Origin of the sequence: Bacteroides sp. AM16-24 (assembly GCF_003471885.1) — a bacterium.
Lineage (GTDB): Bacteria > Bacteroidota > Bacteroidia > Bacteroidales > Bacteroidaceae > Bacteroides.
Genome location: NZ_QRKI01000017.1, coordinates 44,676 through 62,668, shown reverse-complemented (window position 1 = coordinate 62,668; position 17,993 = coordinate 44,676). Strand labels below are relative to the sequence as shown.

Annotated in this window: 16 protein-coding genes; 1 reads left to right on the top strand and 15 read right to left on the bottom strand. The window is 47.2% G+C overall.

Features of this window, described 5'->3' with window-relative positions; all coding sequences use genetic code 11:
• Positions 1-109: 109 nt before the first annotated feature.
• The 7 genes from trpA to trpB all read right to left on the bottom strand — a co-directional run bounded on the left by trpA (position 110) and on the right by trpB (position 6,785).
• A complete protein-coding gene (gene trpA, locus DW182_RS17550) occupies positions 110-886 on the bottom strand; it encodes a tryptophan synthase subunit alpha (protein ID WP_021966947.1) in 777 nt (258 codons plus the stop codon).
• 15 nt (positions 887-901) lie between these two features.
• A complete protein-coding gene (locus tag DW182_RS17545) occupies positions 902-1,519 on the bottom strand; it encodes a phosphoribosylanthranilate isomerase (protein ID WP_021966946.1) in 618 nt (205 codons plus the stop codon).
• A 54-nt stretch (positions 1,520-1,573) separates the two neighbouring features.
• Positions 1,574-2,416 carry an indole-3-glycerol phosphate synthase TrpC gene (gene trpC / locus DW182_RS17540; protein WP_115503423.1) on the bottom strand — a complete coding sequence of 281 codons (843 nt, stop codon included), beginning with the start codon at positions 2,414-2,416 and terminating at the stop codon, positions 1,574-1,576.
• Positions 2,417-2,436: 20 nt separating this feature from the next.
• A complete protein-coding gene (gene trpD / locus DW182_RS17535) occupies positions 2,437-3,432 on the bottom strand; it encodes an anthranilate phosphoribosyltransferase (protein WP_007662332.1) in 996 nt (331 codons plus the stop codon).
• 159 nt (positions 3,433-3,591) lie between these two features.
• Positions 3,592-4,158 (bottom strand): aminodeoxychorismate/anthranilate synthase component II, encoded by a 567-nt coding sequence (locus DW182_RS17530; protein WP_007662334.1) that lies wholly within the window; start codon positions 4,156-4,158, stop codon positions 3,592-3,594.
• 22 nt (positions 4,159-4,180) lie between these two features.
• Positions 4,181-5,581: an anthranilate synthase component I family protein gene (locus DW182_RS17525; RefSeq protein ID WP_118296344.1), complete on the bottom strand. Its 1,401-nt coding sequence runs from the start codon at positions 5,579-5,581 to the stop codon at positions 4,181-4,183.
• Between the two features lie 25 nt (positions 5,582-5,606).
• Positions 5,607-6,785, bottom strand: coding sequence for a tryptophan synthase subunit beta (gene trpB, locus DW182_RS17520; RefSeq protein WP_199678611.1), 1,179 nt, complete (start codon positions 6,783-6,785; stop codon positions 5,607-5,609).
• Positions 6,786-7,319: 534 nt separating this feature from the next.
• On the opposite strand from trpB, the gene DW182_RS17510 reads away from it, so the two are divergent.
• Positions 7,320-7,910, top strand: a complete 591-nt coding sequence (locus DW182_RS17510; RefSeq protein WP_118296342.1) for an HdeD family acid-resistance protein — start codon at positions 7,320-7,322, stop codon at positions 7,908-7,910.
• A 93-nt stretch (positions 7,911-8,003) separates the two neighbouring features.
• On the opposite strand, the gene DW182_RS17505 is transcribed toward DW182_RS17510, so the two are convergent.
• The 8 genes from DW182_RS17505 to DW182_RS17470 form a co-directional block, all read right to left on the bottom strand.
• Positions 8,004-9,302 carry a S28 family serine protease gene (locus DW182_RS17505; RefSeq protein WP_118296341.1) on the bottom strand — a complete coding sequence of 433 codons (1,299 nt, stop codon included), beginning with the start codon at positions 9,300-9,302 and terminating at the stop codon, positions 8,004-8,006.
• Positions 9,303-9,501: 199 nt separating this feature from the next.
• Complete coding sequence (locus tag DW182_RS17500; protein ID WP_007662343.1) at positions 9,502-11,691, bottom strand: glutamine synthetase III; 2,190 nt, start codon at positions 11,689-11,691, stop codon at positions 9,502-9,504.
• A gap of 55 nt (positions 11,692-11,746) precedes the next feature.
• On the bottom strand, positions 11,747-13,186 hold the full coding sequence (locus DW182_RS17495; RefSeq protein WP_118296340.1) for an ammonium transporter: 1,440 nt from the start codon (positions 13,184-13,186) through the stop codon (positions 11,747-11,749).
• A 105-nt stretch (positions 13,187-13,291) separates the two neighbouring features.
• On the bottom strand, positions 13,292-13,648 hold the full coding sequence (locus DW182_RS17490; RefSeq protein WP_007662351.1) for a P-II family nitrogen regulator: 357 nt from the start codon (positions 13,646-13,648) through the stop codon (positions 13,292-13,294).
• Positions 13,649-13,756: 108 nt separating this feature from the next.
• Positions 13,757-14,476, bottom strand: coding sequence for a hypothetical protein (locus DW182_RS17485; RefSeq protein ID WP_007662352.1), 720 nt, complete (start codon positions 14,474-14,476; stop codon positions 13,757-13,759).
• Between the two features lie 88 nt (positions 14,477-14,564).
• Entirely contained in the window at positions 14,565-15,797 is a 1,233-nt protein-coding gene (locus DW182_RS17480) for an LL-diaminopimelate aminotransferase (protein ID WP_118296339.1), read from the bottom strand.
• 86 nt (positions 15,798-15,883) lie between these two features.
• Positions 15,884-16,699 (bottom strand): diaminopimelate epimerase, encoded by an 816-nt coding sequence (gene dapF / locus DW182_RS17475; protein WP_118296338.1) that lies wholly within the window; start codon positions 16,697-16,699, stop codon positions 15,884-15,886.
• A gap of 498 nt (positions 16,700-17,197) precedes the next feature.
• Positions 17,198-17,962, bottom strand: a complete 765-nt coding sequence (locus tag DW182_RS17470; protein ID WP_118296337.1) for a glycerophosphodiester phosphodiesterase family protein — start codon at positions 17,960-17,962, stop codon at positions 17,198-17,200.
• Positions 17,963-17,993 lie beyond the last annotated feature (31 nt).

Sequence of the window (17,993 nt, the reverse complement as noted above, 5' to 3'; positions counted from 1 at the left end):
TTTTGATTATTCTGAGTGCAAAGATAGGAAAAAAAGTGATAGGGTGGTAGGGTGGTAAGATGATATTGCTGCCTTTATCACCCGATCACTCTATCACCCTACCACCTTATCACCTTCCTACATTTTCTTTCAGCTGTGTGATCGCCTTTTCCGCATCTCCTTCAGCTTCATTCAGCAAGGTGACGAATCGGCTACCGATGATAGCACCGGAAGAGTTGGCACAAGCGGCGTCAAATGTCTGTTTGTTACTGATGCCGAAGCCAACCATGCGGGGATTGCGCAGGTGCATATCCTGTATCTTTTTGAAATAAGCTTGCTTCTGGCTATCGAAATCTTTTTGGGCACCGGTAGTAGCAGCGCTGGACACCATATAGATGAAGCCGTTGGTATGTTCGTCGATTTCGCGGACGCGAGCCTCGCTGGTTTCGGGGGTGATGAGCATGATGACACGGATGTCGTAACGGTCGGCAATAGGTTTATACGTTTCTTCGTAATCTTTGAAGGGAAGATCGGGAATAATAACGCCGTCGATACCACATTCTACGCATTTCTGACAGAAAGCCTCGAACCCGAATTTCATAATAGGGTTGAGATACCCCATCAGGATGAGAGGAATACGGACATCGTTACGGATATCGCGGAGTTGCTCAAACAAAATACGCAGCGACATACCGTTGCGGAGAGCACGGGTAGCAGCTTCCTGAATAACGATGCCGTCAGCCATCGGGTCACTGAAGGGAATACCGATTTCAATCGAATGGACCCCATTGCGTTCGAGGGTACGGATGACGTCGGCAGTACCTTCCAGGGTTGGGCAACCGGCACAGAAGTAGATGGACAGCAAGTTTTTAGGGCTGTCCTGAAAAAGTTGATTTATACGATTCATGATGTTATTCTAAATTTAATTCGTTCTTAATTCTTTGAGAAAACGTTCGATCCGTTCCACATCCTTGATGCCCGGAGATGTCTCGAAGCGACTGTTGATATCGATACCGGCAAGGCGGGGATGGTGGAATTCTTTCAGGGCTTTGACGCTGTAAGAATTGATGCCACCGCTAAGCAGGAAAGGGGTACTGCCAGTGTAACGTTGCAGAATGCTCCAGTCGAATTGCTGTCCGGAACCACCATAGTGGACGGTACGTGTATCGAACAGATAGTAGTCGCAGAAACCTTCATAATTGAAAATGGCAAGAAGATCCTTGGGCAAGGCGATGGAAAACGCTTTGATGATCCGGATACCCTGTGAATGAAGGGTGCGGCAATATTCGGGTGATTCGTCACCGTGCAGCTGGACATAGTTCAGACCGAAACGGTCGACATACATAAGGATGTTTTCTTTGGTTTCGTTGACAAAAACACCGACACGTTTGGCAAGCGTAGGCAGGTACCTGGGTATCTGGTACAGGTATCTGGGGGATTTGGGGTAGAAGATAAAACCGATCATATCTACACCTAATACTTCTACATCGCGGATGTTGTCTGCATCGGTCATTCCGCATACTTTGATCATTGTATTCATGGGCTTATACCTTAAAAATCACGAATATATGAAATCATGTGTGGATTTCCAAATTTATATACCGTGAATGAGTTCTTCCAATGTGCTCCCGGGATCGTCTGTACGCATGAATGTCTCTCCCATAAGGAAACCACGGAAGCCTGCCGAGCGTAGTTCACGGATGGTTTCAGGGTGCGAAATACCACTTTCGGAAACGAGCAGCGGAGGCGTCTGAAAATCAATTTCAGCAATAGCCTTTTTTAACTCTTCTGCAATGCGGAAAGAGTTTTCTATATTGGTGACGAAGCTGCCCAGATTACGGTTGTTGACGCCGACCATATCCGTCTCCTTATATATATAGGAGAGTTCGGAGGTACTATGTACTTCGAGCAGAACTTCAAGCCCCAGTTCGTGTGCCTGTATGGTGAGCGTGTGGCACTCATCAGGTGTGAGGCAGGCGGCAATGAGCAGTACTGCATCGGCACCTACAATGCGGGCTTGCAGAAGCTGATATTTGTCGATGATGAAGTCCTTACGCAGGATCGGGATGTTGACCAACGGGCGTGCTGTACGGATGTCACGCAGAGTTCCGCCGAAGAACTTTTCATCCGTGAGGATGGAGAGGGCGGAAGCTCCGGCTGTTTCATAAGCAGGGGGAATGAGATCGGCCTGTGCGTTTTCCTTGATCCAGCCTTTGGAAGGGGAACGGCGTTTGAACTCGGCAATGATGCCGGATGAAGAGTTTGCGAGTGCACGCTTCATGCTGCGGACGGGCGTTGTGCCGGAAACTCCGCTTCCGACAGCTTCCTGTATCATGGCAGCAGCTTGCTCTTGCAATTGACTGAGGGAGACTGCTTGCTTTTGCTGCTCAATCTCAATCCGCTTGTGGGCGATGATTTCGGATAAAATATCTTTCATAAATTGGAATTTATGGATTCTTACTGATTGATTTCTATAAACTTCTTCAACGTCTCCAGCGCCCGTCCACTTTCCAGCGATTGGCGAGCGATGGCAATGCATTCTTCGATTTCCTTTTCAGGTTCCATCACCTGGATGGCAAAGGCGGCGTTGACAATGACACATTGCGTTTGGGCACGTGTGGCACGGTTATTCAGAATGTTGTCAAAGATGCGGGCGGCATCCTCTTTGCAGGCTCCGCCGAAGAGCTCTTCGGGTTGTGCGGCATTGAAACCCAGCGCTTGCGGACGGTAAATCCGTTCGTAATTGCGCGTCATAACTTTGAATTCGTCCGTGAGGGAAATTTCGTCGTAGCTATCGAGACTGTTGACTACCGCAAAGTCGATGCCGAGTTTGTAAAAAACATTTGTGTAGAGTCGCATCTGTGCAAGATCGGCCACACCGAGCAACTGGTAAGTAGGCTTGCAAGGATTGACAAGCGGGCCAAGAAGGTTGAACAGTGTACGTACTCCCAATGCCTTGCGCACAGGACCGACGAACTTCATTGCCGGATTGAAAAGTTGGGCGTGCAGGTAGGCGATGTTACACTCGTCCATGCTGCGTTTCAACTTGTCGGGATCATTGGTGAAACGGATGCCGTGTTGCTCCATGACATTACTTGCCCCACTGACGGAAGTGGCACCATAATTGCCGTGTTTGGCAACTTTGTAACCGGCTCCGGCCACCACAAAACAGGCACAAGTGGAAATGTTGAACGTGTTCTTTCCATCACCTCCCGTACCTACGATATCGATAGGCCGATAAGGCGCGAAGTCGATAGGTACTCGAGTCTCCATAAGGGCTTCGCGAAAGCCGATTAGTTCATCCACTGTGATGCTACGCATTTGAAATACAGTGAGTAATGCGGAAATCTGTGCTTCGGGGTAAGCTTCCCGGGTGATGTTCAGGAGAATTTGCTTGGTTTCTTCCGAAGTAAGCTCTTCGTGGTTGAAGAGGCGGGTTAATATATCTTTCATTTTCTTATCTACGATTAGACGATTTACAATTTACGATTGAAAATTCTGTTATGTTCGGAATGCCTCACTTCAGCGTTCCGAATGCCACATGTTAACGATCATGAGGTGTGGCATTCCGACCTGTGAAGTGTGGCATTTAGCCTCATGAGATGTGGCATTTCAGACGCCTTTCAGCCAGTTGCCTACAATCTGTTTTCCATCGGGAGTCAGTACCGATTCCGGGTGAAATTGGATGCCGTGAACATCGTATTCCCGGTGTTTCAGTGCCATGATTTGACCTTCGGAGCTGATGGCGGTGATAACCAATTCTTCGGGAAATTCTTCCGTATCCACTACCCAGGAGTGATAACGACCGACTGGAATTTCAGTAGGAAGACCGGAGAATATGTAATCTTTATTCTTTATTTTCACATTCGTTTGTATGCCGTGAAAGACTTCACTCAGATTGGTGAGCTTCCCGCCGAATGCTTGTCCGATGGCCTGTTCACCCAGGCAGACGCCAAGTATGGGTTTTCGTCCTGCGTAAGTGCGGATGACCTCTAATAGTAAGCCTGCCTCCTCGGGGATGCCGGGACCGGGTGAAAGGATGATCTTATCATATTTCTCCAATTCCTCAAGCTCAAATTTATCATTGCGCAGCACATCTACTTCTGTGCCGAGTTCTTTTACCAGATGGGCAAGGTTGTAGGTGAAAGAGTCGTAGTTGTCTATGATTACTGTTTTCATAATTTTATTTACAATTTACAATTTACATTTTCTCTGCCATTACGATTGCCTTTTTCAGTGCTCCCAGTTTGTTGTTCACCTCTTGCAACTCGTATTCTTCATTGCTCTTGGCTACGATGCCGCCGCCTGCCTGAAACCAGAGTACGCCGTTGCGACTGACGAAAGTACGGATGGTAATAGCTTGGTTCAACGAGCCGTTCAGTCCGATGAAGCCGATGCAACCGCCGTAAGCGCCGCGATTGTGCGGTTCCAGTTCGCTGATGAGTTGCATGGCTCGTACCTTGGGCGCACCGCTCAGAGTGCCTGCCGGGAAGGTGTCGATGAATGCTTTGATGGGGCGGGCATCTTCGTTCAGCGTACCGCTGACGCGGCTTACCAGGTGGATAACATGACTGTAATACTGCATTTCCTTGTAGAAATCCACTTTTACATCGTGGCAGTTGCGGGAAAGATCGTTGCGGGCGAGATCGACCAGCATGACATGCTCTGCATTCTCTTTGGGATCATCGTGCAGGTATTGGGCGTTCAGTGCATCCTGTTCGGGATCTCCGGTGCGCTTGGTGGTGCCGGCGATGGGGTCGATGTAGGCGTGGCGGCCTTCGATGCGGCAGTGCGTCTCGGGTGATGAACCGAAGATGCGGAAACCTCCGAAATCAAAATAGAACAGATAAGGAGAGGGGTTGATGCTGCGCAAGGCACGGTAAAGTTTGAAATCATCGCCTACGAAACGTTGTTCGAAACGGCGGGAGAGAACAATTTGAAACACATCCCCACGCAGGCAGTGGGCAATTCCCTGACGGATATTTACTTTATGCTGTTCGTCGGTCAGTGGGGAAGTGGTTTCACCAACGGCACGGAAATCGTAGGCGGTGTAATTGCGGTTATTGATGGCTTTCTGCACCGTATCCAGTTCACTTTCTTCACCGGGGGCAAGCATTTCAAGAAGTACCATTTCGTTCTTAAAGTCGTTGAAGACAATGAGGTATTGATACAAGATGTAGAGCATATCCGGTGCGTCGTTGGTGGCTTCACGGCTATCTTTTACGGGAATATTTTCAAAATAGCGTACGGCATTGAAAGAGGTGTAGCCATAAAGACCGCAGTAATTGGCATATTCACCTTCCACATGGAAGCGGCCGAGGAAATCCTCTAAAGCTTTTTCTACAGGATATTCCGGTGTGATGGGGCGTTCTTCGCGAGTGCCGTCGGGCAGGCGGAAGATGGCTGTTCCATGGTCGATGCTGACGCTTGCCAATGGACAGAGTCCGATGAATGAACGGTTATTTTCACTGCCGTGATAGTCGGAGCTTTCCATGAGTGCACTTTGGGGAAAGACATCACGGACTTTAAGATAAGTACTTACAGGAGTGTGCAAGTCCCCAAGAATAGTACGGCTATGTGTTTGATAATTATATGTATTCATAACTCTTTAATTTTTAATTCTTCATTCATAATTCTTCATTAAGATAAGTTTCTATATCCTTGTCTCCACGTCCCGAAACGGTCAGCACAACGACATCATCGGGTTTGAAGTTCAGCTTTTCGAGGGCACCGAGGGCGTGGGCGCTTTCCAAGGCGGGGATGATACCTTCCAGTTTCGTCAGCTCGTAGGCGGCACGGATGGCTTCATCATCATTAACAGCAAGTACGATGGCGCGTTTTTGTGCAGCCAGATTGGCATGCATGGGGCCGATACCCGGATAATCCAGTCCGGCAGAGATAGAGTAGGGCTCTTCAATCTGGCCGTCTTCGTTCTGGATGACGTAAGTGCGTGCACCGTGAATGATTCCCATCTGTCCGAGGGCGATGGTAGCGGCAGTCATACCCGTATCTATTCCTTTACCACCGGCTTCGGCGAGGACGATCTGCACGCGGCTATCGTCGATATAATGGTAAATGGTTCCGGCGGCATTGCTACCACCACCTACACAAGCGATAAGATAGTCGGGACAGTCACGGCCTTCTTTTTCAATGAGTTGCTTTTTGATTTCCTCGCTGATGACGGATTGCAGACGAGCCACCATGTCGGGATAAGGATGAGGACCGACTGTGGAACCGATGATGTAGTAGGTATCGGCAGGATGACAACACCAGTCGCGGATTGCCTCGTTGGTAGCATCTTTCAGCGTCATATTTCCGGAAGTGACGGGGATGACGGTTGCACCCAGCATCTTCATTTTTTCCACATTGACATGCTGGCGTTCTACATCCGTTTTTCCCATGTAGACGATGCATTCCATGTTCATCAGGGCACATACGGTGGCAGTAGCTACGCCGTGTTGCCCGGCACCGGTTTCGGCGATGATGCGATGCTTGCCCATGCGGCGTGCCAGAAGAATCTGCCCGATGGTGTTGTTAATCTTGTGAGCTCCTGTGTGGTTCAGGTCTTCACGCTTGAGGTAGAGTTTGCAGCCATATTTTTCGGAAAGCCGGCGGGCATAGTAGAGTGGGGAAGGACGTCCTACGTAGTCACGCAGCAGTTGGTCGAACTCTTGCTTGAAATCTTCGCTTTGCAGTACGTTGAGATAGGTGTTCTGCAACTCTTCCACACACTTGTGGAGTATTTCGGGAACATATGCTCCACCGAATTCTCCGTAATAACCATCTTGATTTACTAAAAAACTCATAATCCTATTTTTTATTTAATTGTTTACGATCTACTGTTTATCTCAAAACCGGATAAAAGAAAGAGCCCTGTCGCAGGTTGCGACAGGGCTCTTTCTTAATCTATATTATGTTCACATATATACATACGAGCGCTGCTCCCTTACGACTGTCGGAGTTGTAACGGGCGCCACCACCAATATGTATTTATGAGCATTGTTTTCATTGTCTTTTTGTTTTAGCTGGGGGCAAATGTAAGCACTTTGTTTTAATTACCAAAGAATTTCTTGCTTTTTTTCTTTCAAAGAACATTTTTCTTATAAAGTTGTTCTATAAGAGTATTTAGAACAACTATTATTCACAATAAAAAAGAAAGGATGAACTATGAAACGGAAACATTTAGTTGCCATTGGTGTATCGATTGCTATTCTCTTGTTACTTTATTGGCTGTTGGTGGCCGAAGATATGAACGCTTGGCTGACCGTTAATTGATTTTTCGTGACTTTCTTGTGGGGTTGTGCGGATAAAAATGTATCTTCGCAAAAAATCATAAGCTCATGAAAGGAATAAGTAACTCATTTTTGCGTACGATATGTGCGCTGGTAATCGGGCTGATATTGGTGATGTTTCCCAATGAGGCAGGTGATTACTTGGTTATAACCATTGGCGTTGTGTTTCTGATACCATCGCTCTTAAGTATTATCGGGTATTTTGCAATGACTGCGGAGGAAAGGCGGCGTCTTCCTATTGAAGGGATCGGCAGCCTGCTGTTTGGCCTGTGGCTGATTATTATGCCCGGTTTCTTTGCAGATTTGCTGACATTTGTATTAGGATTCATTCTTGTGTTGGGTGGTGTGCAGCAGATTGCATCGCTTTCCGCAGCCCGTCGCTGGATGCCGGTTCGTGTGGGGTTTTATATCATTCCGGTCCTTATTCTGATTGCAGGACTGATTGCGTTGTTCAATCCGACGGGAGTACGTTCCACGGCGTTTATCATTATTGGTATCACCAGCATAGTGTATGCAGTTTCCGAATTGATCAATTGGTTCACATTTACTCGCAAACGGCCGAAGGCACCGGGTACGCCGGGAGCTTCTTCGAAAGCTGTAGAGAATATTGAGGATGCGGAGATCCTGGAAGAGCAATGAGTGACAAGCTATAAGTTACAAGTGCTTTTCAGCGTGAGACTATAAATTGTACACCGAAAGGCACTTGTAGCTTGTAGCCTGTAGCTCGTCATTCTATTCCTTCAACCATCCGTTTATTAACTCCATAACTTTTGCCTTTTCGGTTTCGGGCAATGTATTGATACGTGCCAGATGGCTGCCATTCGGTTGGATAAATACATGAATATTCTTCTTGTTCTTCAGCCAGGTGACGCCTGCGGCTGTCCATGGGTCGTTCTGACCGTAAATGAAGATCATCTTCGGGTCCTGTTTCTTTAGAAACTTGGTTATTTTCTTACTTAAAGTTTTGTCGAAAGGCATATCTTTCAACTCTTCGGGAAGCATCAGACGGTGCAGATAGCCTTCACTGGACTGGATGGAGAGATATTGTTTGAACGGTTGGACGTCATAACCATAGTATCCCAATTCACGGGCAGCTTGTACGAAGAAAGAAGCATTGGGACTGTCGGCGGTGAAATATCCCGGTTCGCTGATGGCAAGCAGATGAGAGAAAATTTCATCATCAGAGGCTGTAGTAGCGGGTATGGAGCTGATAGGAGTACCCCACTGCCACAAAGCGAAAGAATATTCCAATACCGAGTAATCGTAAATTTCTTCAATCGGTGCACGGAATGAATAATTCTTTTCAGTACAATACTTTTCAAAACGGGGAAGTAAAGTTGCTTTCCGTTTCAATGCTTCCAATTGGAAATCTTCAATTATCTTGCGGTTTTCCGGTGTTGAAATTTTATGCAGGAAAGGCTCATGGCGTCCATCTTCTACTCCATAACAAAGCGGAGCTACGTAAGGAACGGAAATATCTACATCATCCGGATAGAAAGTGCGGTAAAGAAGGGTAGTCTGTCCTCCTTTGCTGATGCCGGTGGCGATCCATTTGCCCGGATAGATGTTTTTGAATGCGGTGGTGATGGCATGTAAGTCGTCTGCAGAGTTCTCGGCTGTCAGATATTGCCAGTCTTTGGGTTCAGGGGTAGACTCAAGGAAGTATCGGTATTCCACGAATATCATATTGGCATTGAGAAGTTTTGAAAGCTCTTCACGATATTGGGAACGGAGTGCGTAAGCGGCGCCATAGCCTTCGGTAACGATCACTGTGGGGCGATCGAAGCCGACATGAGAAACGATAACGCGTTGGCGAAAGCTGCCTTTCTCCGGATGGCGGTGATCCAGCGGTTGGGTAAAATAGGTTACGTATTTCTCTGAAAACTCAGAAGTTTCCAATGGGCGGATTTCTTTAATGGCGGAAATCGCGCTGATTTTTTGCTCCAGAACGGTCTGTGCGAAAGAAGAGACTGATGCTGACAGCAAAGCAAACAGCAAGAGTGCTGCATAGCGAATGTGCATGTGCTTCATAATGAATTGTTTTTAATTTATCATCTGGTTTTGTAAATATTGACAAAGGTACGAAAAAGTGATATGCTGGAAAATAAATTACGATGATATTTTAGTTTTCAAAAAAAGAGAGAGAACTACCTCCCGGCACCTCTCCCCCTGCAAACTTAAAACAACCAACAAAAGAAATAGAATGATTTATAAATCATAATCTCAAAACTTATCTTATAAACAAGAGTTCCCTGTATTTTGGCAGCGTCCACATCTGGTTGTCGACAATCAGTTCCAGCTTGTCGATATGATAACGGATCTCCTCCATTGCCGGTACGATGGTGTCGTGGTAGGCAATGGCTTTCTCGCGTTCACTTTCGATCTTGTTGGCCACTTTGCGGGCTTCGATCATGGCATCTACATGCTCTTTGATGAAGGCGGTGCGGTCGGCAATCTCTTCGATGAGTTCCAGGTTCTTGGCAGACAGTTTTGCAGCTTTGTCGCCGGGGAACAAGTCCTTCATCTTGTAAACGTTATCAATGAGATCCGTTTGATACTGCGTGGCTACCGGGATGATGTGGTTCATGGCCAAATCACCTAATACACGAGCTTCAATTTGGATTTTCTTAGTGTAAGTTTCCCATTTCACTTCGTTGCGGGCTTCCAGTTCTTTCTGAGTCAGTACACCGGTATTTTCGAACATGCGGATACTTTCTGGCTTCAGATAGCTGTCGAAGATGAGAGGCACACTGGTTTCGCAATCCAGACCGCGTTTCTGGGCCTCTTCTTTCCATTCATCGCTGTAGCCGTTGCCATCAAAATGGATGGGCTTACAAATCTTGATGTATTTGCGGATAACCTCAAGGATAGCCGAAATCTTCGGTTCACCCCTTTCGATGAGCTCGTCTACATCTTTTTTGAATTCTACTAGTTGCTCGGCTACGGCGGCGTTCAGGGCAATCATGGCGCAGGCACAGTTTGCTTCCGAACCTACGGCGCGGAACTCAAAACGGTTTCCGGTGAAGGCGAACGGACTGGTGCGGTTACGGTCGGTATTGTCAATCAACAATTCCGGAATCTGCGGAATATCCAGTTTCATGCCTTGCTTGCCGCTAAGGCTTACGAGATCATCCTTTGTACTCTCTTCAATGTGTTCCAATACCTGTGACAACTGTTTGCCCAGGAAGCTGGAAATGATTGCGGGAGGCGCTTCGTTGGCACCCAGACGGTGTGCGTTGGTGGCGCTGGAAATAGCGGCCTTCAACAATCCATTGTGCTTGTAGACTGCCATCAGGGTGTTTACTACGAAAGTGATGAAACGTAGGTTCTCTTCTGGCAGTTTACCCGGTCCCATCAGTCCGATGCCTGTATCTGTACCCAATGACCAGTTGTTGTGCTTACCGCTACCGTTGACGCCTTTGAAAGGTTTTTCGTGCAGCAGTACGCGGAAGCCGTGGTTGCGGGCTACTTTACGCATCAGCGCCATGACGAGCATGTTATGGTCTACAGCCAGGTTACATTCTTCGAAGATGGGGGCCAGCTCGAACTGGTTGGGGGCTACTTCATTGTGACGGGTTTTGACGGGGATACCGAGCTTCAATGCTTCAATTTCCAATTCCTTCATGAAAGCTGCCACGCGGGTAGGGATGGCACCGAAATAGTGGTCTTCCAACTGTTGATTCTTGGCACTGTCGTGTCCCATCAGCGTGCGGCCTGTCATCAGCAGGTCAGGACGGGCGGCATACAGACCTTCGTCGATCAGGAAATATTCCTGTTCCCAACCCAGGTAGGCAACTACCTTCTTCACTTCCGGATTGAAGTAACGGCATACGTCTACGGCAGCTTTGTCTACGGCACGCAGGGCTTTCAGCAACGGAGCTTTGTAGTCCAGTGACTCACCGGTGTATGCAATGAAAATGGTCGGGATGCAGAGCGTATCATCGACGATGAAAGCCGGGGAAGAGGGATCCCATGCACTGTAACCGCGTGCCTCGAACGTATTGCGGATGCCACCGTTAGGGAAGCTGGATGCATCCGGTTCCTGCTGAACGAGCAGTTTGCCTGTGAATTCTTCCATTACACCGCCTTTGCCGTCATGCTCGATGAAAGCGTCATGCTTCTCGGCTGTACCTTCAGTCAACGGGTGGAACCAGTGGGTATAGTGGGTAACACCCATTTCGAGTGCCCATTTCTTCATACCGGCTGCCACTTCATCAGCAATGCTGCGATCCAGCGGAGCACCATTGTCGATCACGTCAATCAGTTTGGCATATACCTTACTCGGCAGATACCTGAACATCTTTTCCTTGTTGAACACATACTTGGCATAATATTCCGACGGACGTTCCGCAGGGGCTGCCACTGCAACGGGTTTCTTTTTAAACGCCGTTTCTACTACTCTGAATCTCAATTTAGACATACCTTGTAATTGTTGGTTTATAAAAACTATTTGTTAGAGTAAAAAAACTTTTTTCTTATCCGTTATAAGCTGATTCACCATGCTCGTAGATGTCGAGCCCTTCTTCTTCAACACGTTTGGAAACGCGGAGACCGTGTATCTTATCAAGTCCTTTGAAGATGAGGAATCCCATGCCGGCTGCCCATGCACCTACTACGAGGGCGCCGAATACTTGTGCTCCGAGGAATCCCCAGCCTGCACCGTAAAAGAGTCCTTCGCTGGTAGACAAGAAACCAGTGAGAATAGTACCCGTGAAACCGCAGACACCGTGTACGGAACTTGCGCCAACGGGATCGTCAATCTTCAGCACTTTATCGATGAACTCTACCGAGAATATCATCAGGATACCACAGATTGTACCGATGATGACAGCACCCAGCGGAGAAACCACATCACAGCCCGCCGTGATACCTACCAAACCTGCCAGGACGCCATTCAGAGTCAGGGATAAAGATGGTTTGCTGAATTTTAACCAACTGACCGCCAGTGCGAAGAAGCCTCCGGCACAAGCTGCAAGATTCGTGGTGAGGAAGACGTGTGAGATAGCCATTGCATCGTCCGTAGAGGCTGCTGCCAACTGTGAACCGGGGTTAAATCCGAACCAGCCGAACCATAAAATGAATACACCCAGCGCCGCTATGGTGAGGTTGTGTCCCGGAATAGCTCTGGATTTACCATCTTTACCGTATTTACCGATACGTGGGCCGAGGATGGCTGCGCCTACCAGCGCAATCCAGCCACCGACGGAGTGGACAATGGTGGAACCTGCGAAGTCGTGGAACGTGGTTCCGAACAGATTCATCATGAACGAATCTTCTTCGCCGTTCATCAACCAGCCGCCGCCCCAGGTCCAGTGACCGGAAATCGGATAGATCAGTACGCTGATGAAGATGGTGTAAATCAAATACATGGAGAATTTGGTACGTTCGGCCATGGCTCCTGATACGATAGTGGCTGCTGTGGCACAGAATACAGTCTGGAATACCAGGAAACCTTCTGTTGGCAATCCTCCTCCATCATAGAACGAGAGATCGAAGAAGTGAGGCATTCCTACGAAACCACCTACACCGAACATCAGTCCGAAACCGATGAACCAATAGAGCAGGCTGCCGAACATGAAATCCACGAAGTTCTTCATCAGGATGTTGGCAGTGTTCTTGACCCGGGTGAAACCGGCTTCTACCAGCGCAAAGCCCGGTTGCATGAAAAATACCAGCATAGCGGCGAGTAACATCCATACAGTGTTGAGTCCGTTTACTAATTCTCCTACGGTGTCAGGGGTTGATGATTCTACAGTAGTATCTTCTAATGTAGCTATAACAGCGGTCGTTGTAGCCGATATACTATCCGTTGCTACGGAAGTTTGTGCAAAAGTTTCTGTTGTTGTGCAGAGCGCCATAAGGACAGCAAGAGCTATCCACAGTCTGGCAATGCTGCGTTTACTATATTTATCCATAAAATCTTTTTGCTTTTAGTTGTACTTGTATTCTTTGTTTTGTTAAGTAGCTCTTACAGCTCTCTGGAGGGTGCTCTTAACTGTTGCGGTTTGATGCTGCCTGGACTATCTTTCCTGTTCGGCATTGTAGAGGGCGATGTCGCCACGTTCGGCGGTGCGGATGCGGATAGCGTCTTCTATGGGGATAACGAAGATACGTCCGTCACCGATTTCTCCGGTTTGTGCAGACCTGATGATGGCCTGCACGGTCTTTTCGGCATTCTTGTCGCGTACCACGATAGAAATCAGGATACGCTCAATGGAACTGGTGTCGTACATTACACCGCGGTAGATGCGTGCCTGACGGGATTTTCCTATCCCCCGGACGTCGTAGTAGGAGAACCATTCGATGTCCGCTTCGAGCAATGCGTCCTTTACATCCTCGAATTTTGTCTTGCGGATAATTGCTTCAATCTTTTTCATACCTTAATTAATTTACGATTTAACTTTTTTAGTTTACGAGTTGACAAGTGTCTTTCGGTGTGCCCGTTTTTTATCCTTGTCTCCTCGTTCCCTATTCTTAATCCTCTCTCAAAAACTGACTCCGAATACGAAGTATGCACCCTGCGTGTGTGGATTGAACGTCACTTGTGCAAAGGTGGGCAGCGAAAAAGAATTTGTGAATTTGATTTCTTTTTCTGCTTTCAGTGTGAGGTTGGTTACGTTAAACTTGTTGGCATACGCACCTTCCCATGGGGTAAGACCGACTTCTGCCGACCAGTCCAGGCCACCGAGTTTAAAAGGTGCGCTGATGCCTACATACGTGGAATAAGCTCTGTCACCGTTCTCCTTCGTATAATCATCTCCGGCAAAGTAAGTGTTCCAACTCAGTGCCAGCGGACCAAAATCATATCCCAGAGTGGCTTCGAAGATGTGTATCGTGCTATGTGCGCCATACTTGAAGTAATCTCCCGTATATCCGCCATCCTCTTTGTGATAGGAGAACCAGTAATCTGTAACGGATACGTTGAAACCGCCTGTATTGTAACCCAGTGTGAGGTCAATTTCCCTAGCATCTTCCTTGTCGATGCCTACCGAACCCCAGGCAGCCAGTGATAAACCTTTGTAGCTGACTCCCATGCTGGGTTGGATACTTACACCACCGCAGTCTGTTCCACGCCAGATGTAGTTGCTTACAAAATCTGCACCGACTGAGGCTTCCACTTTATCCTGTGCCTTTGCCGTGAAAGGCATTGTTGCTGATAATAGCGCGATGGCTATCATTCGGAATTTTACGCTTTTCATTTTCATACCTATTTTACCTTTTAAGTTTAGACAAATTGCGGATGATCAGTCCGGTGAAACTATAGTTTTATTTTAGTTGTTATCTTTTTCATTTTCATGCCAGCCATTTTCTGATCCGCCTCATGGCTTCCACACAATCCTCGTGATTCCCGAAAGCGGTCAGGCGGATGTAGCCTTCTCCGCTGGGGCCGAAACCTACACCGGGTGTTCCTACTACATTGGCTTCGTATAACATCTGTTCGAAGAAACGCCAGGAACCGATGCCATTCGGTGCTTTCAGCCAGATGTAAGGAGCGTTCACGCCGCCGTACACTTTCAGTCCGGCTGCTTCCAGACCCTCTTTCATGGTTCGTGCGTTGTTCATATAGTAGTCGATGTTTTCCTTTATCTGCTGCTTGCCTGCCGGGGTGTAGATGGCTTCGGCAGCCCGTTGGGTGATGTAACTGGTACCATTAAATTTGGTACATTGACGGCGGTTCCAGAGACGGTTCAGTGGGACGCGTTCACCGGTCAGGGTGGCGGCTGTCAGCTCTTTCGGAACTACGGTGTATCCGCAACGGACTCCGGTGAATCCGGCTGTCTTTGAGAAGCTGCGGAACTCTATGGCACATTTCTTGGCACCTTTTATTTCGTAAATGGAGTGGGGGACGTCTTCTTCCTGTATAAACGCCTCATAAGCGGCATCGAATAGAATCAGTGTGTCGTTGGCAAGTGCGTAGTCCACCCATTTTTTCAGTTGCGACTTGGTTAGCGTTGTTCCCGTCGGATTGTTCGGGTAGCAAAGGTAAACGATGTCAATCCGCTTGTCCGGTATCTCGGGGACAAAGTTGTTTTCGGAGGTACAGGGCATGTAGGTCACATTGCTCCATTTGCCGTCTTCTTCCAATACTCCGGCACGGCCACACATTACGTTACTGTCTATATATACCGGGTAGATGGGGTCTGTCACTCCCACGCTGTTGTCGTGGCGGAGGATATCGCCTATGTTACCCGTATCGCTTTTGGCTCCATCGTTTACGAATACTTCCGTAGGGCTAAAATGAATACCTCTCGGAGCATAATCATGTTTGATGATCGCTTCAATCAAAAAGTCATATCCCTGTTCGGGACCGTATCCGTGGAAGGTACTGGCATTTGTCATCTCATCCACTGCCCTGTGCATCGCCTCGATGCAAGCCGGTGGCAGTGGCCGGGTAACGTCTCCGATACCCAGGCGGATGACCTCTTGTTTAGGGTGCGTTATCCTGAAAGTATTCACCTTTTTAGCTATGTCTGAAAATAAGTAACTTCCCGGTAGTTTCAAAAAATGTTCGTTTACTAATGCCATACTTTCTTGTTGTTTTAAGAACGTTATTTAATTATGAATTATAAATTATGAGTTATGAATGGGCTGCGCCGTTGGGGGGGGATTCATCATTCATCATTTATAATCATTTCTCCGTCAAATACCCGAACTGCTTCTCCGGTCATCCATACGTGATCTGTTTTTTCATCCCATTCGATGGCAAGTGAGCCTCCATCCATAATGATGTCTGTCTTTCTTTCGGACTTTCCGGTCAGTGCGGCAGCTACTGCGGTGGCACAGGCTCCGGTTCCGCAAGCTTGGGTGATGCCTGAACCTCTTTCCCACACCCTCATCCTGATTTTTCCATCTTCCAGAACCTGGGCAAACTCTACATTGATGCGGTCGGGAAATAACGGATGATTTTCCAGTTTTGGGCCGATGCTTTCAAGGTTGATATCTTTAATATCTTCTACGAAGATTACCAGATGAGGATTTCCCATTGATACGGTGGTTCCGGTGAATTTCTGTCCGTCGGCTTCAATGGGTTGTTCTTTCATATCGGTGGGACGTCCCATATCCACGGTTACGGTGTTTACTTTTCCGTCTTTTACATGGAGCTTCAGTATTTTGATGCCCGACAGGGTATCGAGAGTAACGGCTGTTTGGGAAGTCAGGCCGTATTCATATAAGTATTTACCAATGCAACGACTGGCATTGCCACACATTTTGGCTTCGGAACCATCTGCATTGAAGATGCGCATACTGAAATCTGCCTTGTCCGAACGACCGATGAGTACCAGGCCGTCGCTTCCAATTCCTGTATGCGGGACGCTCCATTCAACCGAAAGTTTTTCAGGGCTTTCGATGGGATATTTCAGGGTGTTTACATAAATGTAATCGTTGCCTGCTCCGTGCATCTTAGTGAATTTTATAACTCTTGTCATTTTGTACTCTGTTGGTGAATTAATCTTTCTTTTTGTTTTATCACGATGCAAAGGTACGACGTTTTGCTAAATTATTTGCAGAATACATATCTTATTTCTATTATATTTATTCATTCTTTTAATCGCTGCAAATATACGGTATTCAAGTTTTAAATTAAAAGTTTGAGGGGGCATATTTGTATAAATTGTTATTTATGGAATTATTTCCGCATATTCATTCTATGTAGGTAGTGGCGTAAATACGTGTTTTAAGTGGAAAAATGGAGTTTATGGGGTAAAAATGAAGATTTCTATATGACATAATGAAATTGTTTTCTTCTTTTTGCTAACTAAATGATCTTTTGCATAATGCCACACTATAACAAATCAAATGCCACACTTTAGCTTCCGTAATGCCATTCATTTGAGCCATCGAAGTGTGGCGTTTGAATTGTTGAGGTGTGGCATTGGGGGAGTTAAAGTGTGGCATTGATACAGATTGTAGCATGTAGCTCGTAGCTATTCCAATATTTCCTGCAATAATACTGGTTCATTGGTGGTGATGAAATCCACCCCCTGGCTGATGAGCCATTCCATATCTTTGGCATCATTTACTGTCCAGGCGTTAACCTTCATGCCAAGGTCGTGACATTCTTTGATCCATTCGGGATGTTTTTTGAAGACAGAGAAATGATAATCAGGACCGGCACAACCCATGTCTTTCAGTTCCTGCGGATTGAGGTCGCCTTCCAGATAATATACGGGAGTACCTTTAGGAGCCAGGCGAATGAATTCTTTGGTCGCATGGCGTGAGAAAGTGATGTATTCGGTACGCTCTTCCAGTCCCATCTCCTTAATCATTTTCACAATTTGCTCTACGGCAAGCGTTTCACGTTCGGGAGTCTTGTGTGCTTTGAGTTCCAGGATAAGGCGGGTTTTCAACCCTTTGGCTTTATCGAGATATTGCTGAAGGGTAGGGAGGCTCTCACCGTTGTCGAGGGTGATAGAGGTACATTCTTTCTCGGTGGATGTTTCCATGCGGACACCTTTGAATACACCGTCATGATCTACGATAAGCTTGTTGTCGGCAGTGAGCCAGACATCGAACTCGGAGCCGTAGCAGTGGATGGAGTCAGCTTTCACCAGGGCGGCAATACTATTCTGGGCAGAACCGTCGGTCTTCCAGAAACCACGGTGGGCAATGACTTGGGTGTTTTGGGCCTGCAGGATGCCGCATACGGCAAGAGACATAGCGGAAGCGAATAAAAGTTTTTTCAGTTTCATAGTTCCTTATTTATAATTTTGCCGCAAGGTA

Excerpts from the sequence above, each read along its gene's own strand:
- DW182_RS17470 (WP_118296337.1), bottom strand. The coding sequence starts at position 17,962 with ATGAAACTGAAAAAACTTTTATTCGCTTCCGCTATGTCTCTTGCCGTA.
- dapF (WP_118296338.1), bottom strand. The coding sequence starts at position 16,699 with ATGACAAGAGTTATAAAATTCACTAAGATGCACGGAGCAGGCAACGAT.
- DW182_RS17505 (WP_118296341.1), bottom strand. The coding sequence starts at position 9,302 with ATGAAGCACATGCACATTCGCTATGCAGCACTCTTGCTGTTTGCTTTG.
- trpB (WP_199678611.1), bottom strand. The coding sequence starts at position 6,785 with ATGAGTTTTTTAGTAAATCAAGATGGTTATTACGGAGAATTCGGTGGA.
- DW182_RS17490 (WP_007662351.1), bottom strand. The coding sequence starts at position 13,648 with ATGAAAAAGATTGAAGCAATTATCCGCAAGACAAAATTCGAGGATGTA.
- DW182_RS17495 (WP_118296340.1), bottom strand. The coding sequence starts at position 13,186 with ATGGATAAATATAGTAAACGCAGCATTGCCAGACTGTGGATAGCTCTT.
- trpA (WP_021966947.1), bottom strand. The coding sequence starts at position 886 with ATGAATCGTATAAATCAACTTTTTCAGGACAGCCCTAAAAACTTGCTG.
- DW182_RS17500 (WP_007662343.1), bottom strand. The coding sequence starts at position 11,691 with ATGTCTAAATTGAGATTCAGAGTAGTAGAAACGGCGTTTAAAAAGAAA.
- DW182_RS17525 (WP_118296344.1), bottom strand. The coding sequence starts at position 5,581 with ATGAATACATATAATTATCAAACACATAGCCGTACTATTCTTGGGGAC.
- DW182_RS17485 (WP_007662352.1), bottom strand. The coding sequence starts at position 14,476 with ATGAAAATGAAAAGCGTAAAATTCCGAATGATAGCCATCGCGCTATTA.
- DW182_RS17480 (WP_118296339.1), bottom strand. The coding sequence starts at position 15,797 with ATGGCATTAGTAAACGAACATTTTTTGAAACTACCGGGAAGTTACTTA.
- DW182_RS17545 (WP_021966946.1), bottom strand. The coding sequence starts at position 1,519 with ATGAATACAATGATCAAAGTATGCGGAATGACCGATGCAGACAACATC.
- trpC (WP_115503423.1), bottom strand. The coding sequence starts at position 2,416 with ATGAAAGATATTTTATCCGAAATCATCGCCCACAAGCGGATTGAGATT.
- trpD (WP_007662332.1), bottom strand. The coding sequence starts at position 3,432 with ATGAAAGATATATTAACCCGCCTCTTCAACCACGAAGAGCTTACTTCG.
- DW182_RS17530 (WP_007662334.1), bottom strand. The coding sequence starts at position 4,158 with ATGAAAACAGTAATCATAGACAACTACGACTCTTTCACCTACAACCTT.
- DW182_RS17510 (WP_118296342.1), top strand. The coding sequence starts at position 7,320 with ATGAAAGGAATAAGTAACTCATTTTTGCGTACGATATGTGCGCTGGTA.